The sequence below is a fragment of the Streptomyces sp. NPDC018031 genome, assembly GCF_044327625.1.
GTDB lineage: Bacteria > Actinomycetota > Actinomycetes > Streptomycetales > Streptomycetaceae > Streptomyces.
Genome location: NZ_JBIRFT010000023.1, coordinates 49,223 through 65,965 on the forward strand (window position 1 = coordinate 49,223; position 16,743 = coordinate 65,965).

Below are 16,743 nucleotides of genomic sequence, written 5' to 3' on the forward strand. Positions count from 1 at the left end.
TCGTGGGGGGTTGGTCGCGCATGACAGGATCATGCCAACCGGAAATCCGGAATCCGCGGCCGAGAGCCCGGTCAGGGGCTGGTTCGGCGCACGGCAACACACCGCGAAGGTGTCCGGACCCAGTGGGGGATGAGCCCGCAAAGCGCTGTGTGATTATCTGGATTGATGGAACGCCATGGCAAGGGTCGCGTTCCGGCCAGCACCGTCCGGAGTCCGGACGGGCCCGGCGGCGACGCACATGCCGCCGCCCCCGGCCGGGAGGAAGACCCGGCCGGGGGCGGCGTCCGCACAGAGGTCGTGACAGGCGCCGGGGGCCTCAGCCGCCGAGCTGGGCAGCCGCCGACTTGATGGCACCGGCGAAGGTGCTCACCTCGGTGTAGACACCGGGGTACCCGGGCCGGGCGCAGCCGTAGCCCCAGCTCACGATGCCGACCTGGATCCACTGGCCGGCGCTGTCCTTGCGGAACATCGGGCCGCCGGAGTCACCCTGGCAGGTGTCCACGCCGCCCTGCTGGTACCCGGCGCAGATCTCCTCGTTCGGCACCAGCTCGCCGTAGGCGGACTTGCAGGTCGCGTCGTCGACGAACGGCACGTTGGCCTTGAGGAGGTAGCGCTGCTGGGCGCCGCCCTCCCGGGCCGCCCCCCAGCCGGCGACGGTGAAGGTGCCGTTGTTGTACGCGGTGGTCTCGGCGATCTTCAGGGTGGGCAGGTTGATCGGCTGCGCCAGCTTGATCAGCGCCCAGTCCTTGCCGGTGCCGTTGTAGCCCGGCGCCTGGTAGACGTAGGTGGACTTGACCTTGATGGCGCTGGTGCTCTGCAGGTCGACCACGCCCGCGGTGACGGTGATCGAGGTGTTGGCGCCGGTGCCGTTCACACAGTGGGCGGCGGTCAGCACCAGGGTCTTGGAGTACAGGGCGCCACCACAGCCCATGGACAGGCGGACCATGAACGGGAATTCGCCCTGAGCGGCCCGGGTGCCCCCGACGACGGGCGGGTTGATCTTGGCGTCGCGGGCCCCGCGGGCGTCGTCGGGCTGGGCGAGAGCGGTGCCCGGCAGGAGGCTGAACCCGGCGAGCGCGACCGCGAGAACGGCCGCCGATCTCTTCACGCTCTTCCAGATGGTTCGCAAGGGGATGTCCTCTCGTGGGGGAGGTGCATCAAGATTGGCACGAACATGCCAACCATCCATGTGATTATGTGTATGCGAGGAAGGGGTGACAAGGACCGGTTTCCGGCCAGTTCTGTTCGTACTGCGGACAGCCGCCGGTACGGCGCGGCCCGCGCGGCGCCCCCGGGCGGCGGCAGCGCCGCCACCGGCACCACCGCCGGGCCCGCGTCGCGGCGAACCCCGGCCGCGGGTCCGCGGCGGGCGGATCCGGCCGGACCGCTCGACGACCCCACCCGCCGCCACACGGGGAAACGCCGCTCGACGACCCCGCCCGCGGGCCGCACCCGGAAACGCCGCGCGGCGTCCGCCCCTGGTCGGGAAGGGGGGACGCCGCGCAGCCGGTCCGCACCACGTCGTGCGGCGGGGCTTGTGCAGTCGTCGGACCTGTAGCGGGGCCGTCAGACCGTCAGGGACCGGTCGGTGGGACGCACCGGGGCGGGCAGCGCGCTGCTGCCGGCCAGGTAGCGATCCACACCGCGGGCTGCCGAGCGGCCCTCGGCGATGGCCCAGACGATCAGGGACTGACCGCGGCCGGCGTCACCGGCGACGAAGATCCCGTCGACGTTGGTGGCGAAGTCCGCGTCCCGGGCGATGTTGCCGCGCTCGTCCAGGGCCAGTCCGAACTGCTCCACCAGGCCGTTCTCCTGGTCGGTGCCGGTGAAGCCCATGGCCAGGGTGACCAGCTGGGCCGGGATCTTCCGCTCGGTGCCCGGCTTCTGGCTCAGCTTGCCGTCGACGAACTCCACCTCGACCAGGTGCAGGAACCGGACGTTGCCGTCCTCGTCGCCCTCGAAGTGGGTGGTGGAGACGGAGTAGACCCGCTCGCCGCCCTCCTCGTGGGCCGAGGTGACCTTGTACAGCATCGGGAAGGTCGGCCACGGCTGGTGCGCGGCGCGCTCGGCCCCCGGCCGGGGCATGATCTCCAGCTGGGTGACGGAGGCCGCGCCCTGGCGGTGGGCGGTGCCCACGCAGTCGGCGCCGGTGTCACCGCCGCCGATGACGACGACGTGCTTGCCCTCGGCGGTGATCGGCGGGGCCAGGAAGTCGCCCTCCTGGACCTTGTTGGCGAGCGGCAGGTACTCCATCGCGAAGTGGATGCCCCCCAGCTCGCGGCCGGGGACCGGCAGGTCGCGGGAGACGGTGGCGCCCGCCGCGACGACCACCGCGTCGAACCGCTTGCGCAGGTCGGTGGCGGTGATGTCGCGGCCGACCTCGATGCCGGTGCGGAACTTGGTGCCCTCCGCGCGCATCTGCTCGATGCGCCGGTTGATGTGCACCTTCTCCATCTTGAACTCGGGGATGCCGTAGCGGAGCAGACCGCCGATGCGGTCGGCGCGCTCGTACACGACCACGGTGTGCCCGGCCCGGGTGAGCTGCTGGGCCGCGGCCAGGCCGGCCGGGCCGGAGCCGATCACGGCGACCGTCTTGCCGGAGAGGCGCTCGGGGGCCTGCGGGACGACGTCACCGTTGTCCCAGGCCTTGTCGATGATCGAGACCTCGACGTTCTTGATGGTGACGGCCGGCTGGTTGATGCCGAGCACGCACGCCGACTCGCAGGGGGCCGGGCACAGCCGCCCGGTGAACTCCGGGAAGTTGTTCGTCGCGTGCAGCCGCTCCGACGCCGCCGACCAGTCCTCCCGGTAGGCGTAGTCGTTCCACTCGGGGATGAGGTTCCCCAGCGGACAGCCGTTGTGGCAGAACGGGATGCCGCAGTCCATGCAGCGGCCGGCCTGCTTGCTGATGATCGGCAGCAGGGAGCCGGGAACGTAGACCTCGTTCCAGTCCTTGACGCGCTCGCTCACCGGACGGGTCTCGGCGACCTCGCGGTCAGTGCTCAGGAAGCCCTTGGGGTCAGCCATTGATCGCCGCCTCCATCATCTTCTCGGTGGTCTCGGACTCGGACAGTCCGGCGCGCTCGGCGGCTTCCTTGGCGGCGAGTACGGCCTTGTACGTAGCGGGGATGATCTTGCTGAACCGCGCCTGGGCGGCGTCCCAGTCGGCGAGCAGGGCCTCGGCGACGGTGGAGCCGGTCTCCTCGTGGTGGCGGCGCACGACCTCGTGCAGCCACCGCCTGTCGGCGTCGTCCAGCGGCTCGACGGCCTCGGCGTTGCCGGCGTTGACGCAGGCGGGGTCGAGGTCGACGACGTAGGCGATGCCGCCCGACATGCCGGCCGCGAAGTTCCGCCCGGTCTCGCCGAGGACGACCGCCCGGCCGCCGGTCATGTACTCGCAGCCGTGGTCGCCCACGCCCTCGGAGACCACGGTGGCGCCGGAGTTGCGGACGCAGAACCGCTCGCCGACCCGGCCGCGCAGGAACATCTCGCCGCCGGTCGCGCCGTACGCCAGGGTGTTGCCGGCGATGGTGGAGTACTCGGCGAGGTGGGACGCCGCGCGGTCCGGGCGGACCACGACCCGGCCGCCGGACAGCCCCTTGCCGACGTAGTCGTTGGCGTCGCCCTCCAGGCGCAGGGTGATGCCGCGCGGCACGAACGCGCCGAAGGACTGGCCGGCCGAGCCGGTGAAGGTGATGTCGATGGTGTCGTCGGGCAGCCCGGCGCCGCCGAACTTCCGGGTCACCTGGTGGCCCAGCATGGTGCCGACGGTGCGGTTGATGTTGCGGATCGCCACCTGGGCGCGGACCGGCTGGGCGGCTTCGGCGGTGTCGGCCGCCAGGGCGTCCGCCGCCAGTTCGATCAGTTCGTTGTCGAGCGCCTTGGCCAGCCCGTGGTCCTGCGGGACGGTCTGGTGGCGGACCGCGCCGACCGGCAGCTCCGGGACGTACAGCAGCGGGGTGAGGTCCAGCCCCTGGGCCTTCCAGTGCTGCACGGCCCGCTGGGTGTCGAGCAGCTCGGCGTGGCCGACGGCCTCCTCGATGCTGCGGAAGCCCAGCTCGGCGAGGAGCTCCCGGACCTCCTCGGCGATGAACTCGAAGAAGTTCACCACGAATTCGGCCTTGCCGCTGAACCGGTCGCGCAGCACCGGGTTCTGGGTGGCGATGCCCACCGGGCAGGTGTCCAGGTGGCACACCCGCATCATCACGCAGCCGGAGACGACCAGCGGCGCGGTGGCGAAGCCGAACTCCTCGGCGCCGAGCAGCGCGGCGATCAGCACGTCGCGGCCGGTCTTCAGCTGGCCGTCGGTCTGCACCACGATGCGGTCGCGCAGACCGTTGAGCAGCAGGGTCTGCTGGGTCTCGGCCAGGCCCAGCTCCCAGGGGCCGCCCGCGTGCTTGAGCGAGGTGAGCGGGGAGGCGCCGGTGCCGCCGTCGTGGCCGGAGATCAGCACCACGTCGGCGTGCGCCTTGGACACACCGGCGGCGACGGTCCCGACGCCGACCTCGGAGACCAGCTTGACGTGGATCCGCGCCTCGGGGTTGGCGTTCTTCAGGTCGTGGATGAGCTGGGCGAGGTCCTCGATGGAGTAGATGTCGTGGTGCGGCGGCGGGGAGATCAGGCCGACGCCCGGGGTGGAGTGCCGGGTCCTGGCGACCCACGGGTAGACCTTGTGGCCGGGCAGCTGGCCGCCCTCGCCGGGCTTGGCGCCCTGCGCCATCTTGATCTGGATGTCGTCGGCGTTGACCAGGTATTCGCTGGTCACGCCGAAGCGGCCGGAGGCGACCTGCTTGATCGAGGACCGGCGGGCGGGGTCGTGCAGCCGCTCGGGGTCCTCGCCGCCCTCGCCGGTGTTGGACTTGGCGCCCAGCCGGTTCATCGCGATGGCCAGCGTCTCGTGGGCTTCCTGCGAGATGGAGCCGTAGCTCATGGCGCCGGTGGAGAAGCGCTTGACGATCTCGGAGACCGGCTCGACCTCGTCCAGCGGGACCGGGGCGCGGTCGTTCTTGAAGCCGAACAGGCCGCGCAGCGTCATCAGCCGCTCGGACTGCTCGTTCACCCGCTCGGTGTACTGCTTGAAGATGTCGTAGCGGCGGTTGCGGGTGGCGTGCTGGAGCCGGAAGACGGTCTCGGGGTCGAACAGGTGCGGTTCGCCCTCGCGGCGCCACTGGTATTCGCCGCCGATCTCCAGGGCGCGGTGCGCCGAGGGGACGCCGGAGGCCGGGTACGCCTTGGCGTGCCGCTCGGCGACCTCGCGGGCGACGACGTCCAGGCCGGCGCCGCCGATCTTGGTGGCGGTGCCGTGGAAGTAGCTGTCCACGAAGGACTCGTCCAGGCCGATGGCCTCGAAGACCTGGGCACCGCGGTAGGAGGCCACGGTGGAGATGCCCATCTTGGACATCACCTTCAGCACGCCCTTGCCGAGCGCGTGGATGAGGTTGCGGATCGCCCGCTCCGGCTCGATGCCGGGCAGGAAGGTGCCGGCGCGGACCAGGTCCTCGACGGACTCCATGGCCAGGTACGGGTTGACCGCGGCGGCGCCGTAGCCGATGAGCAGCGCGACGTGGTGCACCTCGCGGACGTCGCCCGCCTCGATCAGCAGCCCGACGTGGGTGCGCTGCTTGGTGCGGATGAGGTGGTGGTGGACCGCGGAGGTCAGCAGCAGCGACGGGACGGGCGCGTGCTCGGCGTCGGAGTGCCGGTCGGAGAGCACGATGAGCCGGGCGCCGTCGGCGATGGCGGCGTCGGCCTCGGCGCAGATCTCGGTCAGCCGCGCGGCCAGCGCGTCACCGCCGCCGCCGACCCGGTACAGGCCGGAGAGGGTGGCGGCCTTCAGCCCGGGCATGTCGCCGTCGGCGTTGATGTGGATGAGCTTGGCGAGCTCGTCGTTGTCGATGACCGGGAACGGCAGGGTGACGCTGCGGCAGGACGCGGGGGTCGGGTCGAGCAGGTTGCCCTGCGGGCCCAGCGCGGAGATCAGGGAGGTGACCAGCTCTTCCCGGATGGCGTCCAGCGGCGGGTTGGTGACCTGCGCGAACAGCTGGGTGAAGTAGTCGAAGAGCAGGCGGGGGCGCTCGGAGAGGGCGGCGATCGGCGAGTCGGTGCCCATGGAGCCGATCGGCTCGGCGCCGGTCCTGGCCATCGGCGCCAGGATGACGCGCAGCTCCTCCTCGGTGTAGCCGAAGGTCTGCTGGCGGCGGGTGACCGAGGCGTGGGTGTGCACGATGTGCTCGCGCTCGGGGAGGTCGGCCAGCTCGATCAGGCCGGTCTCCAGCCACTCGGCGTAGGGCTGTTCGGCGGCGAGCGTCGCCTTGATCTCGTCGTCCTCGATGATGCGGCGCTCGGCGGTGTCGACCAGGAACATCTTGCCGGGCTGGAGGCGGCCCTTGCGGACCACCCGGGCCGGGTCGATGTCCAGGACGCCGACCTCGGAGGAGAGCACCACCAGGCCGTCGTCGGTGACCCAGTAGCGGCCCGGGCGCAGCCCGTTGCGGTCCAGCACCGCGCCGACCTGGGTGCCGTCGGTGAAGGTGACGCAGGCGGGGCCGTCCCAGGGCTCCATCATCGTGGAGTGGTACTGGTAGAAGGCGCGCAGGGCCGGGTCCATGGAGGTGTGGTTCTCCCACGCCTCGGGGACCATCATCAGCACGCTGTGCGGAAGTGAGCGGCCGCCGAGGTGGAGCAGCTCCAGCACCTCGTCGAAGGAGGCGGAGTCGGACGCGTCCGGGGTGCACACCGGGAACAGCCGCTCCAGCCGGTCGCTGCCGAACAGGTCGCTGGCGAGCTGCGACTCCCGGGCGCGCATCCAGTTGCGGTTGCCCTTGACCGTGTTGATCTCGCCGTTGTGGGCGACGAAGCGGTACGGGTGGGCGAGCGGCCAGCTCGGGAAGGTGTTGGTGGAGAAGCGCGAGTGGACCAGTGCGACGGCGGTGGCGAAGCGGCGGTCGGACAGGTCGGGGAAGAAGGGCTCCAGCTGCCCGGTGGTGAGCATGCCCTTGTAGACGATGGTCCGCGCGGACAGCGAGGGGAAGTAGACCCCGGCCTCGCGCTCGGCGCGCTTGCGCAGCACGAACGCCCGGCGGTCCAGGGCCAGTCCGGTGATCTCGCCCGCCGCGGTCTCCGGGGAGGTGCCCGCGGACACGAAGAGCTGGGCGAAGGCGGGCATGGTGGCGCGGGCGCCGTTGCCGAGCAGGTCGGGGGTGACCGGGACCTCGCGCCAGCCGAGGACGTGCAGCTCCTCCTCGGCGGCGATCTCCTCGATGCGGGTGGTGGCGGCCCGGCGGCCCTCCTCGTCGTCGGGGAGGAACGCGATGCCCACCGCGTACGCGCCGGCCTCGGGCAGTGCGAAGTCGGTGGTCTCGCGGAGGAAGGCGTCCGGGACCTGGACCAGGATGCCGGCGCCGTCGCCGGAGTCGGGCTCCGAGCCGGTGGCGCCGCGGTGTTCCAGGTTTCGCAGGACGGTCAGCGCCTGTTCGACGAGCGCGTGGCTCGCCTCACCGGTGAGTGTCGCCACAAAGCCCACGCCACAGGCGTCATGCTCGTTGCGCGGGTCGTACAAACCCTGTCGGGCGGGGTAAGACGCTGTGGACACGGCACGCATCGGCTCTCCCGTCGTCGTCATGGCATTTGGCAAGTGCCGAGGGACGACGTTGGCCCTCTGCGAATTTTCGTGCAGGTTACATGATGGGCCGCTTCTCGGGAAGCGGATGTTCCGTTTCAGTATGCGGACAGACCGTTGACGGCGACCATGGTCCGAAGGGGCGAAACGGATGAGCCGTCGTCGGAGGCGCCACCCGGACCGGTCCATGGCCGAGGTCGTCGAGGGCGCTTCCCGGACGGGACTCACGGGAACGAATCGGGCGACACTGCCCTGTGCGCCTCGGCATTGTGCCCGCTGGTAAACGAGTCGAAACCGCCGGGTAACACGGGTTTCCGGATTCTTCCGCGAGGGCCCGCTGGTTCGGGGCGCCCCGGAAGGCGGGGCCGGGCGAGGATCGTGCTCGCCGCCGGCCGGGCGCGGACACCGCGCGAGGGGTCAGCTTACGACCGCGCCTCCGGCGTGTCAGCCCACGGTCGTCCCGAACAGGGTACCCAGCGCGTAGGTCACACCCGCCGCGGCGCCACCCAGGGCCAGCTGGCGCAGCCCGCTGTACCACCAGGAGCGGGCGGTCACCCGGGCGACGACCGCACCGCAGGCGAAGAGCCCCAGCAGCGCCAGCAGCACCGCGGGCCACAGTGCGGCGGCGCCCAGCAGATACGGCAGCACCGGCAGCAGCGCGCCCAGCGCGAAGGAGCCGAACGAGGAGACCGCCGCGACGGTGGGCGACGGGAGGTCGTCCGGATCGATCCCCAGCTCCTCGCGGGCGTGGATCTCCAGCGCCTGCTCGGGGTCCCTGGACAGTTGCTCGGCCACCTCGCGGGCGAGTGCCGGCTCCACCCCGCGGGACTCGTAGAGCGCGGCCAGCTCCAGCAGCTCGTCCTTGGGGTGCTTGCGCAGCTCACGCCGCTCCACCTCGAGCTCGGCCTGGACCAGCTCGCGCTGCGAGGCGACCGAGGTGTACTCCCCCGCGGCCATCGAGAAGGCGCCCGCGGCGAGCCCGGCCAGCCCGGTGATGATGATGGTCTGGCGGTCCACCGAACCGCCTGCCACGCCGGTCATCAGGGCGAGGTTGGAGACCAGTCCGTCCATCGCGCCGAACACCGCGGGGCGGAGCCAGCCCCCGTTCACGTCGCGGTGCGTGTGGTTGTCGCGGTGTGCCACGTGCAGGGGTGCCGAGGACTCGATGACGGACATGGCGGATGGTGCTCCCTTCCCCATGGGCAGGCGGTGGTCGCCGTGATCCCAGCACTTCGAAGGTACGCGCGAATCCGCTGCCGCCGCCAGCAAGGAAGGCCGAACTTACCTCTCTGACCTGCGCAAACGTCAGGAGCTCGGCGAAATTGGCACGGCGTGACGCGGCCCCGCGCCAGAGAGATAGGTAAGGCACACTTATCGCAGGTGTGCCTTACCTGTCCGCCGCGGAACCGCCACGGAGCGGGCAGCGGGAGGTACCGGGGAAACGGTCCGGCACCGGGGCGGGGAGGGGCGGCGGAAGGGTCGGGACGGCCCCCGGCGGGTGACCGGGGCGGCGGCCGGCCATGAGCACCCCGCACGCATGCGAGAGGCCGCCGGGCCGGTCGGGCCCGGCGGCCTCGGGTGCCGCCTTGCGTCCGCTGTGCGTACCGGGGGTCAGGGCTTGGTGCCGGACCCCGCGTCGGTGGGTACCGCCCCGCCACCACGGCCGGAGCCGGAGCCGGCGTCGGCGTCCGTGGCGGCCTCGCTGTCCGAGGCGGCGTCGGTGGCGGTGTCGGGCTCCTGGACGGTCGAGCCGTGCGCGGTCCGGTCGCCGTCGGCAGCCTCCTCGGCGGCGGGAGCCGCGTCGACGAGCGTTTCGTCGACGAGCGTCTTGTCGGGGAGCGTCTTGTCGGCCGCGGTGCCCGCGGCGGCGTCACCACCGCCGTCACCGGCGCCCCGCGCCGCACCGCCGCCCGCGTCCTGCGTCGCGCCGGCGCCGGTCCCGGCCGGGCCGGGCTCCGTGCCCTCGCCGCCGGTGCCGGCGTCCGCGGTCCCCCCGGCGCCCGCCGCGACGGCGGCCGGTTCCACCACGGCCTCCCGGCCCGGGGCCCTCTTGGCGGAGATCACCAGGTAGGCGACCGCGGCGAGGAAGACCACGATGGAGGTCCAGTTGTTGAGCCGCAGGCCCAGCACATGGTGGGCGTCGTCGACCCGCAGGTACTCCACCCAGAAGCGGCCCACGGTGTACGCCGCCACGTAGAGCGCGAAGGCCCGGCCGTGCCCCAGCTTGAAGCGGCGGTCCGCCCAGATCACCAGCAGGGCCACGCCGACGCACCACAGCGACTCGTACAGGAACGTCGGGTGGTAGGTGCCGGCCACCCGGCCCGCCTCGGTGTCCGCGTCGATCTTCAGGGCCCACGGGACGTCGGTGGCCTTGCCGTAGAGCTCCTGGTTGAACCAGTTGCCCCAGCGGCCGATCGCCTGCGCGAAGGCGATGCCGGGGGCGATGGCGTCCGCGTAGGCGGGCAGCGGGATGCCCCGGCGGCGGCAGCCGATCCAGGCGCCCAGCGCGCCGAGCGCGATGGCCCCCCAGATGCCGAGGCCGCCCTGCCAGATCTTGAAGGCGTCGACCCAGTCGCGGCCCTCGGAGAAGTACAGCTCGTAGTCGGTGACGACGTGGTAGAGCCGTCCGCCGATCAGGCCGAAGGGCACGGCCCAGACGGCGATGTCGGCGACCGTGCCCACCCGGCCGCCGCGGGCGACCCAGCGCCGTCCGCCGAGCCAGACCGCGACGAAGACGCCGATGATGATGCAGAAGGCATAGCCGCGCAGCGGGATCGGACCGAGTTCGATCACGCCGGTCGAGGGGCTGGGAATGTATGCGAGGTCCATGGCAAGGTCGACGCTACCCTGCCGGACGGGAAGCTGGGCAACCCACCCGGTGCAACGGCTGCGTAACGGGCACCGGTTCCGCTCCCATCAGTCCCGGGCCGCCTGGTCGACCAGCTGCCGGAGGCGCCGGGGGGTGAGCGGTTCGTCCGGGTCGCCGTAGACCTCCTCGCCGTCCAGCAGCACCGTCGGGGTGGAGTCGAAGCCGGACCCGGAGAAGTCGTCGACGGACTTCCGCACCCAGCTTTCGTGGAGGCCCCGGCGCACGCAGGACCGGAAGGTCTCGGTGTCCAGGCCGTCGACCTGGCCGGCCAGGCCGATCAGGGTGTCCTCGTCGGCGAAGGCGTCGTCGGACTCCGGTGGCTGGTTGGTGTAGAGCACGTCGTGGTACGGCGTGAACCGGCCGGCGTCCTGGGCGCAGGCGGCGGCGTTCGCCGCGTCCAGGGAGCCGCTGCCGCCCAGATTGCCGTCGATGATCGTGACCAGCCGGTAGTCGGTCCTCAGCCGCCCCGCGTCCTGGAGGTCGTGGATCGTGCCGCGGAAGGTGTCCTCGAACTGCTTGCAGGCCGGGCACCGGAAGTCCTCGTACACGGTGAGGGTCGCCGGGGCGTCCGCCGGGCCGGCGCGGATCACCAGGTCGTCCTTGCCGGTGGCGCCCTTCGGCGCGGTGACCGGGCCGGCCGGCTCGCCGTCGTCGTCCCCGGACACCAGCACCCCGATGAGCGCGGCGGCGCCGAGCACGGCCACGGCGAGGACCGCCACGATCAGGACCCGCCTGCGCTTCTCGCGGGCCCGGTCGCGGTCCTGCTGGGCCCGCAGCCGCGCCCGGGCGTCGTCCCCGCCCGGATTGCTGTCGCTTCTGTCGCTTCTGTCGCTCACGTCCGGATACAACGAGGCGGGGGTGCGCGCTCGGCACTCCCCCGCCTCGCTTTCGCCCGATCGGAGTCACCGGATCCGGCCCCGTTGGGCCACCGGGTCACCCGGTGGTGGCCCGGTCGCCGGCCGCGGGGCGGCCGGCGCCGCACGCGCGGGCCGGGTCAGACCCGCCCGCGCACACCCTCGGCGAGTTCACCGGCGAGGGCGCGGACGGCGGCCAGGCCGCCGGCCAGGTCCGGTGCGTCCAGCATCCGCTTCACGAACGCCGAGCCCACGATCACGCCGTCGGCGAAGCCGGCGACCTCCGCGGCCTGCACCGCGTCGGAGACCCCCAGCCCCACGCAGACCGGCAGCCCGGTGGTGGCCCTGGTGCGGTCCACCAGGTCCCGCGCCTGGTGGCCGACGGACTCCCGGGTGCCGGTGACACCCATCAGGGAGGCGGCGTACACGAAGCCGCTGCCGGCCGCCGTGATGGTGGCGAGCCGCTCGTCGCGGCTGCTGGGCGCGACCACGAAGACCGTCGCCAGGCCGTGCTTCCCGGCGTGCTCCCGCCACTGCGCCGACTCCTGCACCGGCAGGTCGGGCAGGATGCAGCCGGCGCCGCCCGCTTCGGCGAGTTCGGCGGTGAACCGTTCGACGCCGTAGCGGTCGATGGGGTTCCAGTAGGTCATCACCAGCACCGGCTTGCCGGTGGCCGCGTGCGCCTCCCGGACGGTGCGCATGACGTCCGCGATCTTCACCCCGCCGCGCAGCGCGATGTCGTCCGCGGTCTGGATGACCGGACCGTCGAGCACCGGGTCGCTGTGCGGCAGCCCGACCTCCACGATGTCCGCGCCGCCGTCGAAGACCGCCTTCACCGCCTCGATGCCGCCGTCCACGGTCGGGAATCCGGCCGGCAGGTAGGCGATCAGGGCGGACCGGCCCTCGGCCTTGGCCGCGGCGAGGGTGTCGCTCAGCAACTGGATGTTCCCGCTCACCTGGCGTCCCCCTGGATCTCGGCGATCTCGCCGTGGCCGGCGGACGCGTCGGGCTCGACCGCCGCGTCCGTGTCGTACAGCCCGAAGTAACGGGCGGCGGTGTCCATGTCCTTGTCCCCGCGCCCGGACAGGTTGACGATGATCAGCCCGTCCTCGCCCAGCTCCCGCCCGACCTCCAGGGCCCCGGCGAGCGCGTGCGCGCTCTCGATCGCCGGGATGATGCCCTCGGTGCGGGACAGCAGGCGCAGCGCCTGCATGGCGGCGTCGTCGGTGACCGCCCGGTACTCCCCCCGGCCGCTGTCCTTGAGGTAGGCGTGCTCGGGTCCGATGCCCGGGTAGTCCAGGCCGGCCGAGATCGAGTACGGCTCGGTGATCTGCCCCTCCTCGTCCTGCAGGACGTAGGAGCGGGAGCCGTGCAGGATGCCCGGTTCGCCCGCGGTCAGGGTCGCCGCGTGCTCACCGGTGTCGATGCCGTGCCCGGCCGGTTCGCAGCCGATCAGGCGCACCGAGGGGTCGGGGATGAAGGCGTGGAAGAGGCCGATGGCGTTCGAGCCGCCGCCCACGCAGGCGATCGCGGCGTCCGGCAGCCGCCCGGCGCGCTCCAGGATCTGGCGCCGGGCCTCGACGCCGATGACCCGGTGGAAGTCGCGCACCATGGCCGGGAACGGGTGGGGGCCGGCCACGGTGCCGAAGAGGTAGTGGGTGCGGTCGACGTTGGCCACCCAGTCGCGGAACGCCTCGTTGATGGCGTCCTTCAGGGTGCGGCTGCCGGATTTCACGGCGACCACCTCGGCGCCGAGCATCCGCATCCGGGCGACGTTGAGCGCCTGCCGCTCGGTGTCGATCTCGCCCATGTAGATGGTGCAGTCCAGGCCGAAGAGGGCGCAGGCGGTGGCGGTGGCGACGCCGTGCTGGCCGGCCCCGGTCTCCGCGATCACCCGGGTCTTGCCCATCCGCTTGGTGAGCAGGGCCTGCCCCAGCACGTTGTTGATCTTGTGCGAGCCGGTGTGGTTGAGGTCCTCGCGCTTGAGGAAGACGCGGGCGCCGCCGGCGTGCCTCGCGAAGCGCGGCACCTCGGTCAGCGCGCTGGGCCGGCCCGTGTAGTGGACCAGCAGGTCTTCCAGTTCGGCGGCGAACGCGGGGTCCGCCTTGGCCTTCCGGTACTCGACGGCGACCTCGTCGACCGCGGCGACCAGCGCCTCGGGGATGAACTTGCCGCCGAACGCGCCGAAATACCCCTCGGCGCTGGGGACCGAACCCTCCGGGTCCGGGACGAAGAAGTCAGAGGACATCCGACGTACTCCTCCGTCGGGGTCGACACCCCGACACATCACAGATGACACGAATGATGGGCATCACGCTATGCGGCTCCGGCCGCGCCACGGCCCATGGTGGATCCGTGCCGCGCCGTGCGCCGCGAGCACCGCGCGCGCCCACTCCCGGCCCGTGTCCCGCGGCGCGGGCGGCACCCAGGGGGTGCGCCGCGCGGCGGCTGCCGGCACGGCCCGCCCCGGCGCGGACGAGGGCCGCGGGACGGGCGGGCGGTGCGGGTGGGGGGCGGGTCAGTGAGCGGTCGTGCGGTGGTCGGCCACCGCACGCCATCGCATGCCGTTGATCTGTCCCGGCTCGCAGCCGATGTGGTAGCGCACCCGGCGGCCGCGCACCCGGCGGGCGGGCGCGCGGCAGCCCCGGGGGCGGCACCCCCGGGCCAGACGCGCGTATCCCCGCACGGTGCGGTCAGCCCCGTCCGTGCCGCAGCGCCGGGTGGGCTCCGGCGGCGACCAGGTCGGCGACGGCCGACTTGGGGTCCCGGCCGGTCACCAGGGACTCGCCGACCAGGACCGCGTCGGCGCCGTCGTTGGCGTAGGCGATGAGGTCGTGCGGACCGCGCACACCGGATTCGGCGACCTTGACGATGTGGTCCGGGATCTCCGGCGCGACCTGCGCGAAGTTGTTCCGGTCGACCTCGAGGGTCTTGAGGTTGCGGGCGTTGACGCCGATGATGCGGGCCCCGGCGTCCACCGCGCGGGCGACCTCTTCCTCGTCGTGCACCTCGACCAGCGGGGTGAGGCCGATGGACTCGGCCCGCTCGATCAGGGAGACCAGCGCCTCCTGGTCCAGGGCGGCGACGATCAGCAGGGCGAGGTCCGCGCCGTAGGCCCGGGCCTCCCACAGCTGGTAGGCGGTGACGATGAAGTCCTTGCGCAGCACCGGGACGTCGACCCGGGAGCGGACCGCCTCCAGGTCCGCCAGGGACCCGCCGAAGCGCCGCTGCTCGGTCAGCACACTGATGACGGCCGCGCCGCCCGCCTCGTAGTCGGCGGCGAGCCCGGCGGGGTCGGCGATCGCGGCGAGCGCGCCCTTGGACGGGCTGGAGCGCTTGACCTCGCAGATCACCGTGACACCGTCGCCCTTGAGGGCGGCCACCCCGTCCTTGGCCTGGGGAGCCTTGGCGGCCCGCTCCTTGAGCTCGTCGAGGGTGACGCGCGCCTGCCGCTCCGCGAGGTCGGCACGGACTCCGTCGATGATCTCGTCGAGCACACTCACGCGAGCGGCCCCCTTCCGGACGGGGATGGAGCTTCGGGCTGGATGCGGGTGATCGCGGCGGAACCGCTTCACCTGACACATCGATGGTATCCGCCGGTCGGCCGAGGTTCCGCATCCGGTCGGCCGCCGTTCCGAGGCGTGGATGATCAAACCTGCGTAACGGCGTGGTCAGGGCGCCAGGACGGCGCCCGCGTCCAGGTTCCGGACGACCGTGAAGACCGCCGTCAGCACCGCCGCGGTCCACCAGTGCGCGGCCCGCGGCCGGGGGGCGGGTGTGGCGCGTCCGGCGGCCGACCGCAGCAGCCACCGGACCCACCAGGCGGCGAGCGCCAGGTAGCCGGCGAACGCCAGGGCGTTGGCGCCGAGCGCGGTGAGCGGATCGCCGTGCGCCAGGGCGTGCGCGCCGCGCAGCCCGCCGCAGCCGGGGCAGAGCAGACCGGTGAGGCGCAGCAGCGGGCAGCCCGGATAGTGCCCGGGCTGGTTGGGGTCCACCAGGGCCACCAGGGCGAACCCGGCGGTGGCCGCGGCGAGCGCGCCCAGGGGTGCGGCCAGGCGGTGCCGCACGGGGGCCACCGGCGCCCCGGGGGCGCTCGGCGCGGGGGCGCGGCTCCGGCTCACCCGTCGAGTCTGCCCCGCGCGGGCCGCCGGCGCAGCCGGGTGCGGCGGGCGTTCCGCCGTCCGGCGGACGCCCGCCGTACGGTCCGCCGCCCGCCCGGCACCGGCCCGCGGCTCAGCTCACTGCTGGGTCTGGGTCTGCGCCGTCCGGCGCGGCTGCTGCCCGAGGCCGGCCATGCGCATGGCCAGGCCCACGACGCCGCCGATCGCGACGACGACCAGTCCCGCCCAGAAGCCGATCGGCTCGGCCAGCACGGTGAAGGCCGCGGAGATGCCGAAGCCGATGAAGGCGATGATGACGCCGGTCCACGCGGCCGGGGTGTGACCGTGGTTGTTACCCGCCATGAGTTCTCCTCGTTGCTGTGCTGATCCCCCGGACTCCGTCACCGGACGGTGTCCGGGGTGTGCGGGCCGGGGCGCGGGGGCGAACGCTCCGTGCTCATTCTCCCCGATGGGCCGCCGGTGATTCAGCGGGGGTCGGGGTCGTGGATCACGTGTCCCGGACCCCGCGGGTTCAGCCCTGCGAGCCGGTGGGGTCCTCGCCGCGGTCCAGCGCCTTCCACAGGTCCTCGGGGCGGTCGGAGCCGGCGGCCGCGGCGGCCCGGCGCGGTCCGCGGCCGCCGCCCGGGCGCTCGTACCGGCCGGACATGGCGGGCCAGTGGCGCCCGTAGCTCAGCGCGAGCACCCCGGCGAGCAGCAGCAGCAGGCCGCCGGCCAGGGCCACCCAGGGCCAGGCGGTGTGCGCCACGTCGTGGATGGCGCTGTCCGCCAGGCCGGTGGCCTTGGACGCCTTGTCCTCCAGCGCGGCGGTGTCGGAGGCGCCCACCAGGGCGCTGACCGCGATGCCCGCGCCGCAGAGCGTGAGCAGCCCGGCCACCAGGGCGCGGCCCGCGCGGCGGACCGCGAAGACGGCGACCAGCGCGGCGAGGCCGACGACCGCCAGCGCGCCCGGCAGTCCGGTGATGTCGTCCCCGTCGGCCCGCTGCGGGAGCGCGCCCTGGGCGACGGCTGCGGTCCCCTCCGCCCAGGTGCGGCTGCTGGCGAGCAGCACCAGCGCGGCGCCGGCGGCGCCGGACAGCAGCGCGACGGCGAGACTGCGCCGCCGCTTGCGCTCCGTGGCGGCGGCGGACTGCGCGGACTGGGCGCGGGGCTGGGGTACGGCTGCGGCACTCACGCGTACCACTATCCCGTACCCGAAACGGACAGCGCGGGCGGGTCGGCCCCCGACCCGGTGACGACACAAGGCCGTGATCCGGGCGAGATGCGGCGGAGACCGGACGGAAC

The 16,743-nt window shown here is 73.0% G+C and carries 13 protein-coding genes; all 13 read right to left on the reverse strand.

Going from position 1 to position 16,743, the window contains the following annotated elements; genetic code table 11:
- Positions 1-316: 316 nt before the first annotated feature.
- The gene (locus tag ACH4B3_RS31275) at positions 317-1,129 is read right to left on the reverse strand and encodes a S1 family peptidase (RefSeq protein ID WP_398468616.1); all 813 of its coding nucleotides are present in this window, start codon (positions 1,127-1,129) and stop codon (positions 317-319) included.
- A 437-nt stretch (positions 1,130-1,566) separates the two neighbouring features.
- On the reverse strand, positions 1,567-3,027 hold the full coding sequence (locus ACH4B3_RS31280; RefSeq protein ID WP_398468618.1) for a glutamate synthase subunit beta: 1,461 nt from the start codon (positions 3,025-3,027) through the stop codon (positions 1,567-1,569).
- Complete coding sequence (gltB, locus tag ACH4B3_RS31285) at positions 3,020-7,600, reverse strand: glutamate synthase large subunit (RefSeq protein ID WP_398468689.1); 4,581 nt, start codon at positions 7,598-7,600, stop codon at positions 3,020-3,022. Before gltB ends, ACH4B3_RS31280 begins: the two co-directional genes overlap by 8 nt.
- A gap of 462 nt (positions 7,601-8,062) precedes the next feature.
- Positions 8,063-8,794, reverse strand: coding sequence for a VIT1/CCC1 transporter family protein (locus ACH4B3_RS31290; RefSeq protein WP_398468620.1), 732 nt, complete (start codon positions 8,792-8,794; stop codon positions 8,063-8,065).
- A 435-nt stretch (positions 8,795-9,229) separates the two neighbouring features.
- Positions 9,230-10,447, reverse strand: coding sequence for a prolipoprotein diacylglyceryl transferase (gene lgt / locus ACH4B3_RS31295; protein ID WP_398468622.1), 1,218 nt, complete (start codon positions 10,445-10,447; stop codon positions 9,230-9,232).
- Positions 10,448-10,534: 87 nt separating this feature from the next.
- Positions 10,535-11,323: a DsbA family protein gene (locus ACH4B3_RS31300; RefSeq protein ID WP_398468623.1), complete on the reverse strand. Its 789-nt coding sequence runs from the start codon at positions 11,321-11,323 to the stop codon at positions 10,535-10,537.
- Between the two features lie 158 nt (positions 11,324-11,481).
- Positions 11,482-12,297, reverse strand: a complete 816-nt coding sequence (gene trpA / locus ACH4B3_RS31305; protein WP_398468625.1) for a tryptophan synthase subunit alpha — start codon at positions 12,295-12,297, stop codon at positions 11,482-11,484.
- Positions 12,294-13,589 (reverse strand): tryptophan synthase subunit beta, encoded by a 1,296-nt coding sequence (gene trpB, locus ACH4B3_RS31310; protein WP_398468627.1) that lies wholly within the window; start codon positions 13,587-13,589, stop codon positions 12,294-12,296. The genes trpA and trpB overlap by 4 nt, the downstream gene beginning before the upstream one ends.
- Before the next feature lie 270 nt (positions 13,590-13,859).
- Entirely contained in the window at positions 13,860-14,027 is a 168-nt protein-coding gene (gene trpM / locus ACH4B3_RS31315) for a tryptophan biosynthesis modulator TrpM (RefSeq protein ID WP_398468629.1), read from the reverse strand.
- 7 nt (positions 14,028-14,034) lie between these two features.
- Entirely contained in the window at positions 14,035-14,844 is an 810-nt protein-coding gene (gene trpC / locus ACH4B3_RS31320) for an indole-3-glycerol phosphate synthase TrpC (RefSeq protein WP_398468631.1), read from the reverse strand.
- Positions 14,845-15,012: 168 nt separating this feature from the next.
- On the reverse strand, positions 15,013-15,462 hold the full coding sequence (locus ACH4B3_RS31325) for a DUF2752 domain-containing protein (protein ID WP_398468633.1): 450 nt from the start codon (positions 15,460-15,462) through the stop codon (positions 15,013-15,015).
- A 117-nt stretch (positions 15,463-15,579) separates the two neighbouring features.
- Positions 15,580-15,804 (reverse strand): HGxxPAAW family protein, encoded by a 225-nt coding sequence (locus ACH4B3_RS31330; RefSeq protein WP_398468635.1) that lies wholly within the window; start codon positions 15,802-15,804, stop codon positions 15,580-15,582.
- Positions 15,805-15,973: 169 nt separating this feature from the next.
- Positions 15,974-16,633: a TIGR02234 family membrane protein gene (locus ACH4B3_RS31335; protein ID WP_398468637.1), complete on the reverse strand. Its 660-nt coding sequence runs from the start codon at positions 16,631-16,633 to the stop codon at positions 15,974-15,976.
- Between the last annotated feature and the right edge of the window lie 110 nt (positions 16,634-16,743).